Origin of the sequence: Clostridium beijerinckii, from assembly GCF_036699995.1 — a bacterium.
Taxonomy (GTDB): Bacteria; Bacillota; Clostridia; order Clostridiales; family Clostridiaceae; genus Clostridium; species Clostridium helianthi.
In genome coordinates, this window is record NZ_CP144906.1 from 4,919,790 (window position 1) to 4,940,107 (window position 20,318).

The following is a 20,318-nucleotide window of genomic DNA, read 5'->3' on the forward strand; positions in this document are numbered from 1 at the left end:
ATTAATAAATCCTAAAATACACTTTAGGATTTATTAATTTAATTACTATTAATTTATTTTCTAATAATTATTTTCCCATGGCTTAGAACTTAAATAATCTATAAATTCATCTCTTAATTCATCTTTCTTTAAAGCAAATTCTATTGTTGCTTGCAAGAATCCAAGTTTATCTCCCACATCATATCTTTTACCTTCAAAGTTATATGCATACATAGCCTCAGTTCCAATTAAAGTCTTTAACGCGTCTGTTAATTGAATCTCTCCACCTTTTCCTGGCTTAGTATTTTCTAATATATTAAATATTTCTGGTGTTATAATATATCTTCCAAGTATAGCAACATTACTTGGTGCTTCTTCAGTATTAGGCTTTTCAACTAAATCTTTTACCTTATAAACTCTATCTTCAACATGTATTCCGTCTACTATACCGTACTTGGAAACATTTTCTTTAGCTACTGTTTGAACTCCTAAGATAGTAGTTTTATATTCGCTATAACAGTCTATTAATTGTTTTAAGCATGGTTTTTCACTATCAACAATATCATCACCTAGCAAAACAGCAAATGGTTCATTTCCAACAAAAGTCTTTGCACAATGAATTGCATGACCTAAGCCTCTTGGCTCTTTTTGTCTTATGTAATGTATATCAACCATGTCAGATATATCTCTTACTAATTCAAGTAATTCTGATTTTCCAGACTTATCTAATTCTAATTCTAATTCTACTGATTTATCAAAATGATCTTCTATAGATTTTTTGTTTCTACCTGTAATAATTAAGATTTCTTCAATTCCAGAAGCGATTGCTTCTTCAACTATGTATTGAATTGTTGGTTTATCAACTACTGGAAGCATCTCCTTTGGTTGTGCCTTAGTTGCAGGTAAAAATCTTGTTCCAAGACCTGCGGCTGGTATAATAGCTTTTTTTACTTTCACGATATATCATCCTCTCATCTTATTATTGGTAATTTAAATATATTAAGCCATAATAAACAATTCTAATTAATTTTGCCCAACACATTTTTTAAGTATTCCTATTTTATATATACTTTTTACATATTTATGAAATAATAGTTTAAATGCATTCAATAAATTAATACATTTAAACTAAAACATTTACTAATTTTCTTTCATATCTAATGTTTTAAAATCTGTTAATGGAAATTTTACTGGCATTCCTGTTTTTCTTGATTTATATGCTGCAAGTATTATAGACATTGCCTTCTTACCTTCTTCTCCTGATACTAGTGGATCTCTATTTTCATTTATAGCATCTATTACATCCTTAAATAATGGTGTGTGTCCTTCTCCATATACATTGTCTATTTTAACATTTACAGACTTCTTAACCGCTTCTTCATCTTCACCTTCAAATCTCCATGTTTCAAGCTCATTAACTGCAAGACCACCAATTGATACTGCTCCTGTTTCTCCAAATATACTTAATGTTTCTTCTAGATTTTTAGGATAGACACAAGCTGATCCCTCAACTATTCCAATAGCACCATTTTTGAATCTTATTATTACAGCACCAAAATCTTCAGCTTCAATATCTCTTAGATACGTATCACATTCAGCATAAACTCTTTCGATTTCTCCACCCATCATCCATTGAAGTAAATCTATATTATGTATACACTGGTTCATAAGTGTACCACCATCTAGTGCCCAAGTTCCTCTCCAAGGTGCTTGTTCATAATATCCCATATTCCTATTCCAAAGTATTCTAGCTGTACCATTAACTAATTTTCCAAACTTTTTGCTTTCTATAGCTTCTCTTAACTTCTGTATAGGCTTATTAAATCTATTTTGATGGCAAACTCCAAGCTTAACATCGTTTTCTTTAGCAACCTTAATCATTTCATTAGCATCTTCAATGGACATAGCCATTGGCTTTTCTACTAATGCACTAGCTCCTTTTTTCATGCTATAAATAGCAATTTCAGCATGATAACCACTTTCTGTTGCTATTGTAACCACATCTATATCTTCTTTTTCTAACATTTCTTTATAATCTGTATAGACATGCACAGAATCTTCAGCTGCTCCAGTTTTTTCTATGTATTCAACTTTCTTTGCTTCCGCTTTTTCTAAAACCACATCACAAGTCGCTACAAGTTCCGCTTCTTCTACATTTTTAGCTAACGCTTCAACATGCTTATATGAGATTCTTCCACAACCAATAATAGCAAATTTTAATTTTTTCATATTAATCTACCTCTCTCAAATTAAATACTTTTAGTCAAATTCAATAGTTCATAATTTCCTCTAAAGTTAATTTTACTAATGCATTAAAACAACATTTTAAATACATAAGCTAAGATCAGAAGTTAAGACACTAATTTTAAATAATAGCATTTTAACTTCATTAGCTATCGAAATAATTTTCTTTGATTTTTTTATTTAATAATTTCGAATTCTGTCTGAGATAATTATAAATCTATATTTTTCTTTGATTAAAGGCATTTTACTATTGTTTTAAGTATTATATAAATATCTAAAAATATATTATTTTTATTTATATATTCTAAATTTAATGCGAGTTTATCTGGCATAATTGTGTTTATGTAAAAATCGTCAGGATTTTCTGCTTCTCCAAGTAAATCATTTTCATCTCTATATCTAATTGATGCTAAATCTGTTATCCCTGGTTTAACTTCTAAAACCCTTCTCTGTTCCTCATTATACATATTTACATATCTAGGAACTTCTGGTCTAGGTCCTACTAGGCTCATGTCCCCTTTAAATACATTTATTAATTGTGGAAGTTCATCAAGTTTATATTTTCTTAAGAAAGCACCTATTTTAGTAATTCTGCTATCATTTCCTACAGTAATTTGCCTTCCTAACTTTTCTGCATCCACAACCATAGTTCTAAACTTTAAAATCTCAAATTCTTTATTTTTTTCACCAATTCTTATTTGTTTAAAAAATACAGGTCCATCAGAATCTGTTTTTATTCTGATGGCAATAACTATCAAAATCGGACTTAAAACTATAAGTCCTAAAGTAGAACATATCAAATCAAATATTCTTTTAACTACTTTATTGAATGTATTCATCTATTTACTCCTAATTTATTTATTTCAGAACATATAATATTATATTAACTATTTTACAACTTTTTAGTCAATTCAGCTCATATTATTGAATTTCTTCATAAATTTTTAAGTTATTTTAGTGCATCTAAAAATTTCTCTGCAAGCCCGCGATAAGTATGATTTTCCAATACATAATCCTTACCATTTTGGCCCAAGTTATTTTTTTCATCTTCGCTTAAGTTTCTAATTTTCATAACTGCTTTCACAACAGAATCTGGATTTTCTGCTGGTACCGTAATACCACAATTTGAATCCTTCACTGGATCATTTGAAGCCTCAACTGCATATATTACTGGTCTTGCTGCCATCATATAGTCAAATAATTTATTTGGACTTACGCCATAATTAAATAAATTTTGCTTTTTTAATCCTATATAACATATATCTAATAATCTTAGTACATTATCCATATTATCTTTAAGTACAGGATCTAGAAACTCTACATTTGTTACATTATTAGTTTTAGCATATTGTATTAATTCATTTTTCACGTTTCCATTTCCAACTAATACATACTTTATTTTTTCATCTGTAGTTTTCTTTGCAGCATCAATCATCGTATCTAATACATTAGCTGGTGAGTGATTTCCTGTATATCCAACTAAGAAATACCCTTCATCTTTTAGTTCTTGCAATCTTTCAATAGTTTTTTCCATAGGAGCATTCTTCTTTTCTCCAACAATTATTCCATTTGGAACATGAACATAATTATCCGCACTAAATCCCCTATCTTTCATATGCCTATCTGCATTAGGTAAAATTGAAATAATTTTATCACAATTCTTAAAAGCAAAATCCTCTGCTCTTTGAAGCATAACTATAGCTGGATTATTCTTAGAATACCCCCCTATTTCCATTGGCGTTAAAGGCCATAAGTCATGTATCTCAAAAAACAGTTTAGCATTACTCCTCTTTGCAATCCTATGAGCTGGATATATATCTAAAGGGTAAGTCGAAGATGCTATTACTGCATCTGGTCTATATTTATCTGCAAGTTTCTTATAATTCATTCTCAATTTGAACATGAATGTTGATATATTTTTAATTCTTCCAACTCCATTTCCCTGATATTCTGGAGTCTTAACCCATACATATGTAATTCCATCTATAATTTCTTCTTCGAAATCCTCTTTTATTTGTGGGTTTTTCTTTCGTAAATGTGAAAAATCAGCACCAAGTATGACTACTTTATGTCCCATATCAACCCATTCTCGCCCCATATAATAAGGTCTAAATTCCATTCCATGATAATCAGACCCTGCGTAATGATTTATAAGTAAGATATTCATCTTAATTGCTCCTTTTTTGCATTATAATGTTAATTAACGCTATAGATTATAACATAAGTGAACATCAAAATCTATGATTTTGCTATGTGAACTTACTCAGCGAGCGTATGTGAGTCGAGTTTCCTCTGAAAAATATCTTAAGAGTTGCCCAAAATACTCTTTTCATGCTCTCTATCACAATTATCTATTTTATGATTTTGCTAGTCAAACTTATCTAGCGAATGAATGTGAGTCGGGTAAGTGAAAGCCACAAACTTAACCTATTATTAATTGACTTAGATAAAACTTTCTACCAATCATTTTATGATTTTGCTGTGTGAACTTACTCAATGAACAAATATGAGTCTGGAAAGTGAATGCTAAAATCTAACCTATCCGCAATCATCTTAGATAAAACTTTCTACCACACTCTTCTTAGATAATCTATAATTAGTATATACCAAAAAGTTCTGATAAAGATATCTCAGAACTTTTTTATTAATTTTATTGAACCGCTCTAATTTCATGTGCAAATCTTCTAAAATTACTATCTGCACAAAAATTTTCAGTCCAAAGTGAACGGCATCTATCACGGAATTTTTGTTTTTCTTCCTCTGATATTTCCGCCATATATTTAATTTTATTTCTAAGCTCCTCAGGATCGAAATCTTTATCCAATAACAATCCAGTTTCACCTTCTTTAACAATCTCAGCCGTACCGCCTACATTAGTAGCAATAGTTGGAATTGAAAAAGAACATGCTTCCATGATACTAACTGGTAATCCTTCTGAACTGCTTGTGTTTATAAATAAATCGACTGGTTCATTTTTATAATACTCCATTAACTCGGAATTTTTAACACTCCCTGGAAAACTTGTATCCATAAAATCAAGATTTTCTCTTGCATACTCCTTAATTTCATCCAAGCCATCTCCTGCTCCAAAATGTGTCCATTTTAGATTTAATCCCGAATCTTTCAATGTTGCCAGTGACTTTGCCAATAAATCTATACGCTTTACTGGAGAAACATGGCAGCAACTCACAATTCTATATGTTGAATCTTTTGATCCTTGTGAAGTTCCATAATCTTTTGTCCCAAGATATGCAGTTTTAATTTTAGCTGCGTAATCTGGATAAAGCTTCTTTAGATAATTGCTTCCATCGTCAGAACATGGATATACCGTGTCTAAATTTCTTAGGAAATAATATCTAAGTGGTATATAATTCATCGAGTTTTCATTAGCATAAAGATCATATCTATGTGTTCTACTTACTACTCTTGTAATCTTTTTACCATAAAGTTCTTTAAGTTTTATTGCCACAAAAGCAATATCATATAACCAATAACTATATAAAGTTATTCCGCTATACTCATCCATATTATATTTTTTAATGATTTCCAAAACTTCTTTTAACACGCTGTTTGCTTTTGCTGTAAAATATGTTAAATAAGCTTTCTTTTTTATGGAACCACTAATATCATTACGTTCTTCTTTATTTACACATCCATTATAATTATAAAATGGAAATAGCTTCACAGCACTAATTGGTAAACTATGCTTTATTTTTGAAGCCTTAATTTTATGTACTTCAAAGTTACTAGGAATACTTCTTGTTTGTATCGCATCATCAGCTACACTAGTTGCTATCACTATTACTTTTTCAAAAGCTTCAGAAAGCATTTTTATTTCGCCTTCTATAAATTCTTCTCCTTTATCAAAAGGAAAAACTTTAGTTAAAAGTACTAAACAGTTTTTCATCTTTTTCCCTCCAGAGTTATAATCAGTATAAGAATAACATATGAAATACTTCATTTCAACAATATGAATATAAGCTTTTACTTTATAATATCGCCCATATTATTTCATTTATGAATTTTATATGATAAAATAACGTTATCTGATGTCTAGCCGCTATAGCGCTTACTCTTTATGAGAGAGCCCTCTTTCAAAAGTCATCTGAATGATTATATAGCAATAAGCCAATATACTCGCAAGGAGATGGCTAAGGACAGAACATAAAAATTCTAAAGCGGAAGCTTATGTTTCTAAAATATAAACTTTAGGAATTCACTTTTGAGAGGTTCGCTTAGACGAGTTACACTAAATCAATTTTTAATTCTGCGTAAGCGTAATATCACTTTTCATATACCTAGACATTGTGGTGATTATTTTTTATAAGTTTAACTAATATTCAGATTGAGATAATTCTCATATCAAATAAATTTCACTTGATATTTATTTATACGTAAATATAAATAATTCACAAATAAATACCTAAAATTTAAGGAGGCCTATTATATGAAAGTATTAACTGTTATAGGTGCAAGACCACAGTTCATTAAAGCCGCGACAGTATCTAATAAAATTAGAAGAAATGGAAACAGTGAAATTTTAGTACACACTGGACAGCATTATGATAATAATATGTCTGATATATTCTTTGAGGAACTTGGAATTCCAAAGCCAGATTATAATCTAAACATTGGTTCATCTAACCATGGACATCAAACTGGTAGCATGTTAATATCTCTTGAAGATATATACTTAAAAGAAAAACCAGATATGGTTTTAGTTTATGGAGATACAAATTCAACCCTTGCAGGTAGCCTATGTGCAAGCAAATTATTAATTCCTGTAGCGCACGTTGAAGCTGGTCTTAGAAGTTTCAATAAGGCTATGCCTGAAGAGCAAAATAGAATATTAACAGACCATATATCCGATTTACTTTTCACACCTACTTTAACTGCTTTAAATAACTTAAAGGATGAAAATATTACAAAAGGTGTTCATAATGTCGGTGACGTAATGTATGATGCAATAAATCTCTTTAAAGAAAGAGCTAAAGATATCTCAACAATACTTGACAAACTTGATTTAGCACCAAATAGTTATATACTTTCAACAATACATCGTGCTGAAAACACTAACAGTATTGAAAGATTATCTTCAATCATTACTGCTTTAAATAACTCTGGTAAGAGAATCATACTTCCACTACATCCTAGAACAAAGAAATTTATTGAAACGTATGATTTGCATATTGGAGAAAATATAAGAATTATTGATCCTGTAGGATATTTAGATATGATTTCTCTTCAAGAAAATTCTCAAAAGATAGTTACCGACAGCGGCGGAGTTCAAAAAGAAGCATACTTCTTAAAGAAACCATGTATAACTATGAGAGATGAAACCGAATGGGTTGAAACTGTAACTAACGGTTGGAACGTTATAGTTGGAAGCAATTCTGATAAGATAATGGATGCTATAGAAAACTTCAATCCAACAGGTACTCCTGCTTCTGCATTTGGAAATGGAGACAGTTCTTCAATAATTACAGAAATTATTGAAAAATATTTAGGATAAGTATAAATCAACATATTATAAACATTTGAAATACAAGACTTTAACAACTAAAAATAAGCAAAAAAATGGAAGGTATTCCTTCCATTTTTTTATTTGATAATATATTAATATCTGAATTATATTACATTTTAAATTATAAACACTCGTGCTCTCTATTATCCTATTCTATATTCCTTCATTGACGATGATGATGTTGGTCTATACTCATCACTTTCCTTTTTGTAAACTTGTATACACGCTACTGCAAATCCCATAAGAATCCAATATGAAAATACATATGTTATAGAACTAGGTCCAAAACTTGCTGGTGCAAAAGCTATAAGCCCTGTTACAGCTGCAAAACACATTGGACTCTTTTTCTTTATTCCAATAATTATATTTTGAATTAACAAGTATAAATAGTATATGCCATAAAGTGCTAGACCTGGTAAACCAAAATCTCCAAGAATCTCTATTGGATAACAGTGCGGGCTATATATATTTCCTGTATTTCCTTGATTTTTAATATATTGTTCAACATTTCCTACTCCGTAGCCTAGATAATGCTTCTCTTTTATTGTCCCTCTTAATACATCGCTTACTATTGTCCATCTAACATTAAGAGATCCCTCTCCGCCTTCTTGAATTTCTTGCTCCCCTAGGGCATCAAGCTTATCTGCAAGACCATTTTTCTTCTGCTCCTGACCAGATTCAGTTTGCGCAATATTCATTATCATATAACTATATTTGAAAGCTACAAAAAGAGAAATCACTAAAATTAGTGGGCATAATATTCCCTTTAATCCTATCTTTTTTATATTTATTATAGAATAAATTAAATAAACTATAACTCCAAATGCAGCAGCCGCAAAACCTGTTCTTGATGTTGTTATTGAAATTAATGAAAAAGCAATTATTGAAGCAATTATACAAACTATCTTGAAAAGCATATTCTCAACTTTATATATTGCATAAAAACCAATTGGTAACAGTATTGCAAGAGTAGCCGCTAGGTTATTAGGATTAAATGAAAATGCTATAGGTCTTGCATGTATTAAGTCTTGATCACCCTTTGGCAAAAACTCAATAAAAGCGTCAGCATAATGTTTAACTGGCAATTGTCTTCCAAGAATAACTTCTACAAAACCAATTAATGTGATAAGTAAAATTAGCGACAATAATATAGTAATTGTTTTTTTAATTCTTTCTCTATTAATGTTATATACCATCATATTTACAATAAATGCAAACATCATTAAATATATAGCTATATATTTTATTGATAAACTTTTGTTTAATGACCATATTATACTAACACACATATATATAAACCAAAGTACATATATTGCTAACACTTTTCTATCCAAATCCATTAAAATCTGTCTGTCTTTAAATATTCTAAACAATGACATAAGTGTAAATATGCCTAAAACTATATGAAATAAGTATACACTTTGTACTCTTGGCACATATAATGTATAATCATAAAATGCAGAAATTAAAAGCAGTGTATAAAACATATTATATAAATCTTTATCTTTAAGAATAAAAACTACTAATATTACTACTGTCAATATGTACATTATAGATACTATATAACTTCCATTTGCTATTCCTAAAAATCCACTAATAGCAAATATAATAGCTAAAAATATATTTCTAATTACGTCTTCTCTCGTCATTATTACTCCTTATCCGCATTTTCTGCAGCCACTTCATCTTCGTTTTTATAGTGATATGTTGGAACTATCTTTTGCATTTGATGCTTAATCTCTGATATATCATTAAGCTCCAATAACTTTTGTAATTGTTCCAGCTTAATTGTTAAGCTATTCATATCTTCAAATGTTGGTTTACCTACATATATTTTATTGTGAACTGTATTTTCTAAGCCTTCTTCACTCATTAAAAGTTCTTCGTATAGCTTTTCTCCTGGTCTAAGACCTGTAACTACAATTTTTATATCTCTATTTGGTTCAAGTCCCGAAAGCCTTATTAAATCGCATGCTAAATCATAAATTTTAACTGGTTTTCCCATATCTAATACAAAAACTTCTCCGCCTCTTGCAAACGCACCAGCTTGAAGCACTAACTGCGCTGCTTCTGGAATTAGCATAAAGTATCTAATAATTTTTTTATGAGTTACAGTCACAGGGCCACCATTAGCAATTTGTCTTTTGAATAATGGTATTACTGATCCATTACTTCCAAGTACATTTCCAAATCTAACCGCAACAAATTCCGTCCTAGACTGCTTATCCATGGCTTGAATGATCATTTCACATAATCTTTTTGTTGCCCCCATAATATTAGTTGGATTAACAGCTTTATCTGTTGAAATCATAACGAATCTTTCTACATTAGCATCACTTGCTTCTATTGCTAAATTTAAGGTTCCAAAAACATTGTTTTTTATAGCCTCTTTAGGACTATCTTCCATTAAAGGCACATGCTTATGTGCTGCTGCATGGAATACCACATTTACTTTATATTTTGTGAATATTTCATGAAGTCTCTTTCTATCCCTAACTGAACCTATTAATACAGTAAGATTCATGTCTGGGAACTCTTCTCTAAGCTCATTTTGTATATCATATACATTGTTTTCGTAAATATCAAATATTATAAGCCTTTTAGGATTATATATGGAAATTTGTCTGCAAAGTTCCGAACCTATTGATCCTCCCCCTCCAGTTACTAATATAGTCTTTCCTTCTATATAATCTGAAATTCCTTTATTATCAAGTTGAATAGGATCTCTTCCAAGTAAATCTTCCAAATCAACATCTTTTATTCTACTAACTGTAGCATCTCCACTTAATATTTCGTACATTCCAGGTATTATTTGAAGTTTGCAATTGGTATTCTTACAGATTTCAATTATTTCTGCTTTATTTTTAGCATCAAGAGATGGAATTGCAATTAATATTAAATCTATTTCCTGCTCTCCAACTATATAAGGTATATCGTATCTGTTTCCTTCTATTTTTACACCTGATATTCTTTTTCCAAGTTTACTTTTATCATCATCTATAAGAACTATTGGATTATACTTTAGTTCTCTTCTTGCCATCATTTCATTAATAAGCATAGTTCCAGCCGAACCTGCTCCAACTATCATTACTCTTCTTTGGTCTGATGAGTATTTAAATGGTATGTACAAAAGCGTTCTTCTATATACTCTATACAGTATTCTATATCCCAACACAAAGAAAATACTTAAAAGTATTCCGACAACCGAAACATTTAGCGGAATTGTATTACCTAGAATTCTAGTATACCCTATTGATATTATCCCTGCTAAAATATTTCCACCAACACCTAACAAAAACTCGTCAGTACCAGTTAAATGCCATAGACTTTCATACATTTTAAATAAGTAAAAACACACTAAATATATAAGACTCAAAGCTATACAATCGTGCGTATATATTTTCGCAATTTCTGTAAAAGTTCCACTTTGTGTTATATTTATTGAGAAAAGATATGCCATATTAACCATAAACATATCGATTATCATAACTATAAAAGTCTTCCAATTCTTCACTATACTTCCCCTCCTACTTCAGAGATTCTCACTAAAATGTCCTAATTTAAAGTATTATCTTACTTTATCTAAAACTTTTATTAATAATTTAGGACAAGACAGCATTCCCTTACATTGAATAGAATATCTAATATTATTCTTATCCAATTTTTGCATTTTATAATTCTTTAAATATTTTCTTACATCATCCTTATTTAAAAACTTAAAAAGTTCCTCATGGAAATTTGAATCCTTACCTAATACTGAAAAAACATGTGATATTGAATAAGGTATTTTAAATTCAACTAAAAAACTTTTTATTTTCTTTAGGCTTTCATCATCTTTTATATCATTTAATAGGTCAATATATGAATAATAACAATCCAAATGCTTCAGCGATACATTTTGAGTCACAGAATTTCCCCATATAACATAAAAAGCCAATACTTCATTTACGCTTATAACTTTTTTTGCATATAGCAGTGCCTTTACAACAAAGACCATATCTTCTCCATATTTTCTTTTAGTATCAAATAAAAGATTATTATCTTGTATAATGGAAGATTTATATATAGCACTTCTCATTCCTATTGTTATATCATCTTTTAACTGCATAAGAGCAGCTTCTTTTCCGCTAATGAAATCATTTAAATAGTTAGTTCTATTTTGAACTAGCACATCTCCTTTAGCGTCAACCTCACTATAATCACAGAAAACTATCTCACACTTAGTTTCTTCAGCTTTTTCATACATACGCTCAACAAATTTATGATCAATATAATCATCTGAATCTAAAAAAGTTATATACTCTCCACTAGCTTCTTTTATTCCTCTGTTTCTTGCCGCACTAACACCCGAATTTTTTTGAGTTATGATTTTATAATTTATACTTGAATTCTCAAGTAATTCTCTTGCTATATCGATACTTTTATCCTTTGATCCATCATCTATAAGTAAAAGTTCAAAATCCTTGCAAGTTTGATTCATAACAGATTTAATACTTCTTTCAATACATTCTTCTACATTATAAACAGGAGTAATGATAGATACTTTTACCAAAACTATTCGCTCCTTTTATTTAATCATATTCAGAAAACAATAAGTCAGCATACAGTCTATCTAATGCCATAACTTACTATAATATTGGACTAATAGACATTATAAACATATATATTCTTTTGTCTTAAAGAATATATATGTTAAAATTATCATTTTTTACATCAATTGTGGATATCCCAATAATAAACTATACTTAGCCAATGAAATATATTCCAACTAGAAATGAGTGATATACTTTTGTAACCACAAGGTTCATAATATGGAATGTTTCATTGGTAATTTTGATGTATGTGATTCTTAGCTATAAGTTGTTCCAAGTGTGCTAGTTCAAAAAGTGAGAATCGAAAAGTGATGCTCCAAATTTTACATTTGGGAATCAGAACTTTCTCTATGAGCATTTTATATTTCGTTCTTCGAACTTTCTCTGTGAGCACTTGTTCTTTGAGGCTAGCACCTTCGATGCAACTTTATAGCTTTAGAATCCCCCATCAGAATTACCTAGAAACTGGAACAAAAGTATATTATTCATTTCGGTGAGGTATACTCATAAGTATAGATTATAGTTGATTTATCTATAATTTTAAAAATATAAAACTACCTTTATATTTAAATACTGTACCGTCAAATAACTTTAAACTTTTCAACACTACTTGAATTATACTAGTATTGATGCCCATATGCAATATTAAGCCATTTTCTTAAGTAAATTTTCATTTTCATTCATTGTAGCTAAGTAAAAATACTCTCATTTAGAGAAATAGTTTTACTACTATAAATAAAGCTACATTCTTGTACCATTAAAATGAAAATGCCTATTTAGTATTTTTTAACTTTTTTATTATTCTGGCATGCCATACTCTATCTTCTTCTTTCGGAAGTGTCATATAATCTCCATACAATTGTGTTAAAACAGCATCATAATTCCTAGGCGCATTAAAATAATCTCCTTCGAATTCAACCTTTATCAAATCAAAAAAATCTTCTTTTCTATATATGTACTGACTCCATACTGTATCCAATCCATATCCCATATATTCTGAATTTCTATCATTCCATTTAACTAAAAAGTCAAATAATTTCTGTCTTCTTTTTGTTGTAAAAATACTTGATACAATATTATAAATAAAATATGTAATTTTATTTTTTAATGTAAGCTTTTCAGGTTTTTCTCTAATTCTTATGAAACTTCTTAATACAAAATTGCTTATTTTTCTTTGAATATTGTATACCCATCTTTTTTTAGGAAGACTATCATAAGGTATAATATCTATAAATAAACCATTATGCATCTTTTCATTTTCTGCAATCTTATCTTCAATAAAAAGTGTATTATTATATCTTATTTTGCATGGAACTTGATAGATATCATAATTAGGATCATTTTCATGAGTCTGCAAAAATAAATGATCAGGTAGTTCATTCTTAACTACACTTAAAAATTTATTATAATCTTCTCTAAGCATTCCAATGTCAATATCGTCATCCCATGGTATAAATCCTTTATGTCTTACCGCTCCTATAAGCGTTCCAGCATCTAAAAAATATCTAATATTATGCTTGTCACAAATTTTTTTTACATCTTTTAAAATGCTTGCCATTATTAGCTGCGCATCTCTTAGCCGTAAGTCTTCATAATTTGAATAATTAGTATTATTGTTCATCTTTTTCTCCTTTAATACATATCTACCTTTTATTATATCAATGTAGTCATAAAACTCAATAATACATATTAAATATTGACTTTTAATTTTCTATTACAATACCTTCTACAGATTATTAATTCTAAATTATGCCTTAATATGTTATAATTTATTACAGCTTAACCATCTATAGAGCAAATTTTAACCTGAGTAAAAGATTGGAGAATATATTATGGAAAATACTAAAGATTTAATTAGTGTTATTGTGCCTGTTTATAATGTTGAGAAATATTTACCTCAATGTATAGATAGCATTTTAAATCAAACTGAAAAAAATCTTGAAATTATTTTAGTTGATGATGGTTCATTGGATAATTCCGGAAAGATATGTGATGAATTCTCTAAAAAGGATGATAGAATAATTGTTATACATAAGAAAAATAATGGTCTAAGTTCTGCCAGAAATGCTGGCCTTGAGATAGCTAGAGGAAATTATATTGGTTTCGTAGACAGCGATGACTGGTTAGATAAAACTATGTATGAAGTTTTGTTAAAATTGCTAAAGGAAAATAATTCTGATATTTCATGTTGCGATTTTTTTAAAACAGCTAATAGCAATGACTCAATACCTCATATAGATAATGAGATTATTAATTCTTACAATAATATCGAAAGCCTAAATAACTTCTATAATGGCTTATATACTCAAACAGTAGTAGCTTGGAATAAACTCTATAAACGAGAACTCTTTAAAGATATTTCTTATCCTGTAGGCAAAATTCATGAGGATGAAGGCACTACATATAAATTATATTATAAAGCTAATAAAATCACTTATACTAATAGGCCTTTATACTATTATAGGATCACTCCTAACAGTATAACTACAAGCAAGTTTAATAAAAAAAGGTTAGATATAATAGATGTTTACGATGAAAAAGTTAAGTTCATTAAAAATATAAATAATGAAGAAATCTATTCAAAAACATTAAAATGGTATTTATTTAAGCTTATAAATTGTTATTTTGAATGTTCTAATAATATTGAAAATAATACTGAATATTTAACCTTGATTAACCAAAAAGTATCGGAAACATATAAATCTTATATTCAAAGCGATAAAAAACAACTTCACTGGATAATTTTATTTTCTATATTTAAAATCAATCCTAAATTATATAAAATAATATTAAGAGGTTAAAAAATAACAAGAGAATTATTTTATTCATATTTTGTTTTAGTAAATAAATATTTTTAAAAATAACAAGTCCAAAATGCGATGTATATTTTGTGTTACACACTGAATGATATTAATCCCATAGAAAACTACTAGGTTACTACTAGGTTAATATCTGTGCGAAACACTAGGTAAAATAAGCTAACATATTGACTTGTTATTTTTTTATTACCTCTAAAAATTTTTTCTTAATTTTACATAATGCGGAATAAATTCCGAGACTTGGCTTAAAATTTGCTTGATTATGTGTTATAATATTTTGTATTGAATTTAAGGAGTGTTAAAAGATAATGATGACAAAATATTTTAAAAGTTTTATACTATTCTTTCTAATCTGTTTATCTTTTCATCTTTTTACAGAAACAATAGTATATGCTGAACAGCAAACAAATGAAATTTCTCAAAAAACAAATGAATCAACTTTACATAATTCAACAAACGAAGATTCTTCAAAAAATACTGACAAAGATATTAGTACAAGCATTTCAAACAACGAATCAGAGAAAGATTCAAAAAAAGATACAGATAATAATAACAATGCAACTTCTGTACCGAATAAGCAGGAAGAAGTATCTATTCCATATGGATGGAAAACTATTGATTCTAAAAAATACTATATAGTTAATGATAAAGTTCTCGCAAAAACTGGATGGTTCATGGAGAAAGATGTTAATCCTGATATAACCTCTAAAGATAACAGCTATGATGATAAATATTATCTAGATAGTGATTTTTCAGTAGTAATTGGCTGGAAAGAGATAGACGGAACCTGGTATTACTTCAATAAAGATGGAATAATGCAAACTGGATGGGTTTATGATAATAATATCTACTATACGGATAAAGATGGTGCCATGCAAACTGGATGGCAAAAAATAAATGGGGATACTTATTATTTTGATCAATATGGCCACATGGCTACTCATAAAACATTAATAGATAATAATTGGTATTTCTTTAACGATGATGGACAACTTCAAAAAGGTCTTTATTATTATAAAAATAAAGAATATTATTCTGATGACAAAGGAATAATGGTTGTAAATACTTGGGTTAATTCTAGAAATCACAAATATTACATAAAATCCGATGGTTCTGTTGCCATTGGAAAGCTTTATTTAAACGGAACTATGGAAGATTTTAATTCAAATGGTTACTACCAAGGTTCAGATAAAGATGATAAAGACTATTTATTTGTACGCCATTTAAATGTAGGCAATGCTGACTGTGCATTTATAAGATTACCTAGTGGAGAAACTGTCTTAATAGATACTGGTGATACAACAACTAGCGAAACATTAATAGACTTTTTAAATAGTCAAAACCTAAAAAAAGATTTTTTCAAATCTACTACTACTAGTAGTAGTGTACAAGCTACTGAATCTAACACTAGCAAAATTTCTAATGGAAAAGGAGTTGTAGATTACGTAGTGCTTACACATCCTCACTCAGATCACATTGGTGGAGTGATTGATTTGCTAAAAAACTTTAATGTCGGAAAAATATTGGTTCCTAAATACTTTGAAATGAAAGACTTTACAAGTATAAATGATACTACTTCTAGTGCCAGTGAAAAAGAAATTATGAAATATGATTATGAAGTATATACAGAAACAATGAATGCTATAAAGAAAAGCGGAGTACCTTTAGTTACAGCTGAACCAAAATCATATATTGATAGCGAAAATATTTTACAATTTGTTCATGCTGATAAGGATTATCCAAGCTTTGAAGCAGCTAACCCTTACCAAGAATATACATTGCTAAACAATAACTCTGCTCTTGTTTATTTGAATTATCATGATCTTCAAGAATTATTTGCTGCAGATATTGAATGGGGCGCAGAAAACGACTTTCTTAGTAGAAAAGCCTTAGATGGAAAAGAAGTTGATGTATTAAAAGTTCCTCATCATGGAAATCCAACATCTTCATCGTATCCATTTATCGGATATGTTAACCCAATTGTAGGAATAATTTCTAGAGCTAAAGAATCTATTAGCACTACTAATGAATCTTACAATGTTCTAACTACATGTGGTGTCAACATATATGAGACAAGCAGTAATCCTGATGGAATTTCAGTATATTCTACTAAAGATAATTGGAATGTAGAACCAGCAGCTAGTAAATCTTAATATTAACTCAAATTAAAAAAAGCTTATCATTTGTACTTTTTTACAAATGATAAGCTTAAATTCTAATTACCTAAAGTTTTAATCTTTCCTTGTCATACTAATAATATTTAATAATTCTTATGCCTGAATATTATCACCATGTTGAGCTGCCAATTCATTTTTTAAGTTTATACTATCTTGTCTCTTAAAGAATGGAAGGTAAACAAAGAATGACATTGCTAATACTAATAACTGTAATATTGCTGTTCTAACTCCACCTGTCAAAAGTCCTGATATTGGTGCTGGAGTTGTCCATGGAACCATTACCCCACCAAATGGTGGAACTATTCCTGTTGCTATTGCAAAATAAAGTATTGTGCCTGATAGCATTGGAGTAATTATAAATGGAATTGCCATAAATGGATTCATTACTATTGGTGTTCCAAATGTAATTGGTTCATTTATATTAAATATTCCTGGTACTATTGCGAGTTTTCCTAGTTGTTTGCATTGTGCTGATTTTGCAAAAAATAACATACATATTACTAAACCTATTGTCATACCAGATCCTGTTACTGTCATAAATTGATCAAGAAATTGCTGTGTTACTATATGCGCTCCATTTGGTATTGTTAATTCTTTTCCACTTGTAACTATAGCTGCATTATCTAAGGTATTTGATTGTAATATCCCTGACATTACACCGCTTACTATTGTTGCTCCATGAACACCAAACCACCATAAGAATGGAATTAAAAATCCCATGACTAAAACTCCACCTAATGAGTCTGTCATACCTTGTAATGGTGTTTGAAGTACTTTATATATCCATTCAATAAATGTTGTTTGTAATCCCCATTTAAATATCATATAAACTATTGTTGCTCCAAGCACTATAACTGCTGCTGGTATTAATGCTGCAAACGAATTCACAACTCCCTGTGGTACGCCATCAGGCATCTTTATTGTAATCTTATTTGCCATAAACCATGAATAAACCGCTCCAACTATTAATCCTATTATAATTGCTGTAACCATTCCCTTTCCACCACACCATGCTGTTGGTATGACATCACCTACTGTTTCTCCACTTTTAGTAGTTACTGAAGAGCTAGTTGTTAATATAAATACTACAAATGATATTATTCCTGCTGATAAAGGTTCATGACCTTCATTTTTAGCATAAGTATATGCTATTCCTATTGTTGCAACAAGTGCTATCATGTTAAAAGTTGCCCCATTTGCTTTAAACAGCGGGTCAGTCCATCCTGCACCTAATGTAACATTTAGCCAATCATTTAACGGTTGGTATGGCAATTGCGCTAGCAATAAAAATACCGATCCTACCAAAGTTAATGGTAAAGTGAATAAAATACCGTCTTTTAATGCAACAACTCCCTTTAAACCAACAAACTTCATAACTATTGGCAATACTTTTTCGTTTAAAGTTGTCCCAGATGATGACATAATAATTCCTCCTTAAAAATTAATAAATATAAATTAACAAGGTCTATTAGATAATTTATAAAAAATGATATTGTAAAAACTTTTTAACTATTTTCCTGCTAGCTTTAAGGCAAAGTCTAAAACTTTTTGCCCATTCATCATTCCATAGTCAACCATTGGTATAACATCCACAGGTATTCCTTTAGGTTCGCATATCCTTTTTGCTTTGTTTAATGTATATCCAACTTGCGGACCCAATAATGCAACATCAACTCCCTCTATATTTTTATCCATTTGACTTTCTGGAAAAGCTTCAATATCTACATCTATCCCCTTATTCTTAGCTGCCTCCTTCATTTTGTTTACTAAAAGACTTGTTGACATTCCTGCTGCGCAAAATAATCTAATTATTACCATGGTTCATTCCTCCTGAAATATAAATTTATTTATATAAACTTTGAATAAATGTACTTATGAAATTTTAATCTCTTTGTTAATTATTTAACCAATGTATTTACCACTTTTCTTAGTTCGATTATTTGTTCAATTAAGTTTTTCTCTGTTATTGCTGTCATTAGATGATCTTGTGCATGCACAAACAAAACTGACATGTCAATCTTTTCACCATTTGCTTCTTTATGAAGGAACATTGTTTGCCCATCATGTGCTTTTGCTAATGCATCATTTGCTAATTGCATTTCCTTATCAGCTTCTTCGTATTTTCCTTCATTTACATTGTTAAGTGCCATATACGCATGATTTTTACAATCTCCAGCGTTTATTATAATGTTCATGATTGCCATTTCTAACTCTTCCACTCTACACTCCCCCATTCAATGTCTTTTAGAATATTTTTCCTTTTATCCTATTGCATAGCATAAATTGTGCCAAACACTATTCTGCTTTTTAGTAGACATTATTTTAAACATATTAATATTATCTATATTAATCTTAACCCTAGATTTTCAAAAACGTTTACAAGAAATTTTATGCATTCAAATTATGATTAACATTTTATATGTTTACTTAATATAATCAATATCTAATATAAGAGTTTGATTATTCTTATTAGAGTTTTGGTAACATTGTCCAGTGTTTAGATGAAAGTATATAATTGTGATTAGTGTTTGAACACTTCCAAGAACTGTTTAATCACTAAATTTATTTTAATTATCAAAAAATAATTTCACCAACTCGAAATTAAGCAAATTATATAGAACTAATAAAAAGCATCTTCTTAACTATAAGAAAATGCTTTTTATCTACAATATAAATAATTAAACTATATCTAATTTTTATTGTACACTAACTCCAAAATATAATACTTTTCCAAGTTCAGTATCTTTTATTGATTGTTTTGCAATTGCAGCCGCATTTTGTTGATCACTAAGGCTGCACTCAAAAAGTATCTTAATCCCTTCTTTTCTAACAAATTTAAATACTTTCTCATTCTCAACTTCAATATTTTCTACTATATTTATTATATCGTCTTGTCTTAATGCACAGTTTATTAATATCATCTTTCTACCTCACTCCTATTTAATCTTTTGAAAAAATAACTTTATCTTAATTTGATTTTTAG

General features: G+C 29.2%; 16 protein-coding genes. 3 read left to right on the top strand and 13 right to left on the bottom strand.

What is annotated here, in order from left to right; genetic code table 11:
* Positions 1-60: 60 nt before the first annotated feature.
* From galU to PZA12_RS22420, 5 genes are all read right to left on the bottom strand, one after another.
* A complete protein-coding gene (gene galU / locus PZA12_RS22400) occupies positions 61-936 on the bottom strand; it encodes a UTP--glucose-1-phosphate uridylyltransferase GalU (protein ID WP_103699053.1) in 876 nt (291 codons plus the stop codon).
* Between the two features lie 183 nt (positions 937-1,119).
* Positions 1,120-2,208, bottom strand: coding sequence for a Gfo/Idh/MocA family protein (locus PZA12_RS22405; protein WP_077843884.1), 1,089 nt, complete (start codon positions 2,206-2,208; stop codon positions 1,120-1,122).
* A 248-nt stretch (positions 2,209-2,456) separates the two neighbouring features.
* Positions 2,457-3,062: a sugar transferase gene (locus PZA12_RS22410; RefSeq protein WP_077843885.1), complete on the bottom strand. Its 606-nt coding sequence runs from the start codon at positions 3,060-3,062 to the stop codon at positions 2,457-2,459.
* A 110-nt stretch (positions 3,063-3,172) separates the two neighbouring features.
* Positions 3,173-4,390 carry a glycosyltransferase family 4 protein gene (locus PZA12_RS22415; RefSeq protein ID WP_103699054.1) on the bottom strand — a complete coding sequence of 406 codons (1,218 nt, stop codon included), beginning with the start codon at positions 4,388-4,390 and terminating at the stop codon, positions 3,173-3,175.
* Between the two features lie 483 nt (positions 4,391-4,873).
* On the bottom strand, positions 4,874-6,130 hold the full coding sequence (locus PZA12_RS22420; protein ID WP_078114390.1) for a glycosyltransferase: 1,257 nt from the start codon (positions 6,128-6,130) through the stop codon (positions 4,874-4,876).
* A 540-nt stretch (positions 6,131-6,670) separates the two neighbouring features.
* Between PZA12_RS22420 and wecB the strand changes: the two genes are divergently transcribed.
* The gene (wecB, locus tag PZA12_RS22425; RefSeq protein WP_103699055.1) at positions 6,671-7,735 is read left to right on the top strand and encodes a non-hydrolyzing UDP-N-acetylglucosamine 2-epimerase; all 1,065 of its coding nucleotides are present in this window, start codon (positions 6,671-6,673) and stop codon (positions 7,733-7,735) included.
* A 155-nt stretch (positions 7,736-7,890) separates the two neighbouring features.
* Here the strand turns inward: wecB and PZA12_RS22430 are convergent, their stop codons facing one another.
* The 4 genes from PZA12_RS22430 to PZA12_RS22445 form a co-directional block, all read right to left on the bottom strand.
* A complete protein-coding gene (locus PZA12_RS22430; protein WP_077843889.1) occupies positions 7,891-9,396 on the bottom strand; it encodes an O-antigen ligase family protein in 1,506 nt (501 codons plus the stop codon).
* A gap of 2 nt (positions 9,397-9,398) precedes the next feature.
* Complete coding sequence (locus PZA12_RS22435) at positions 9,399-11,261, bottom strand: polysaccharide biosynthesis protein (protein ID WP_077837162.1); 1,863 nt, start codon at positions 11,259-11,261, stop codon at positions 9,399-9,401.
* Positions 11,262-11,315: 54 nt separating this feature from the next.
* Positions 11,316-12,299, bottom strand: coding sequence for a glycosyltransferase family 2 protein (locus PZA12_RS22440; protein ID WP_103699056.1), 984 nt, complete (start codon positions 12,297-12,299; stop codon positions 11,316-11,318).
* A gap of 812 nt (positions 12,300-13,111) precedes the next feature.
* On the bottom strand, positions 13,112-13,960 hold the full coding sequence (locus PZA12_RS22445; RefSeq protein WP_077843892.1) for a LicD family protein: 849 nt from the start codon (positions 13,958-13,960) through the stop codon (positions 13,112-13,114).
* Between the two features lie 211 nt (positions 13,961-14,171).
* On the opposite strand from PZA12_RS22445, the gene PZA12_RS22450 reads away from it, so the two are divergent.
* Both PZA12_RS22450 and PZA12_RS22455 read left to right on the top strand, forming a co-directional pair.
* Positions 14,172-15,140: a glycosyltransferase family 2 protein gene (locus PZA12_RS22450; RefSeq protein WP_023976457.1), complete on the top strand. Its 969-nt coding sequence runs from the start codon at positions 14,172-14,174 to the stop codon at positions 15,138-15,140.
* Positions 15,141-15,466: 326 nt separating this feature from the next.
* Complete coding sequence (locus PZA12_RS22455; protein ID WP_103699057.1) at positions 15,467-17,311, top strand: MBL fold metallo-hydrolase; 1,845 nt, start codon at positions 15,467-15,469, stop codon at positions 17,309-17,311.
* A 117-nt stretch (positions 17,312-17,428) separates the two neighbouring features.
* Here the strand turns inward: PZA12_RS22455 and PZA12_RS22460 are convergent, their stop codons facing one another.
* From PZA12_RS22460 to PZA12_RS22475, 4 genes are all read right to left on the bottom strand, one after another.
* Entirely contained in the window at positions 17,429-18,757 is a 1,329-nt protein-coding gene (locus PZA12_RS22460; protein ID WP_103699058.1) for a PTS sugar transporter subunit IIC, read from the bottom strand.
* Positions 18,758-18,844: 87 nt separating this feature from the next.
* Positions 18,845-19,153, bottom strand: a complete 309-nt coding sequence (locus tag PZA12_RS22465; RefSeq protein WP_023976460.1) for a PTS sugar transporter subunit IIB — start codon at positions 19,151-19,153, stop codon at positions 18,845-18,847.
* A gap of 80 nt (positions 19,154-19,233) precedes the next feature.
* A complete protein-coding gene (locus tag PZA12_RS22470) occupies positions 19,234-19,554 on the bottom strand; it encodes a PTS lactose/cellobiose transporter subunit IIA (RefSeq protein WP_017211270.1) in 321 nt (106 codons plus the stop codon).
* Positions 19,555-20,031: 477 nt separating this feature from the next.
* Positions 20,032-20,256 (bottom strand): hypothetical protein, encoded by a 225-nt coding sequence (locus PZA12_RS22475; RefSeq protein ID WP_012060792.1) that lies wholly within the window; start codon positions 20,254-20,256, stop codon positions 20,032-20,034.
* Positions 20,257-20,318: the final 62 nt, after the last annotated feature.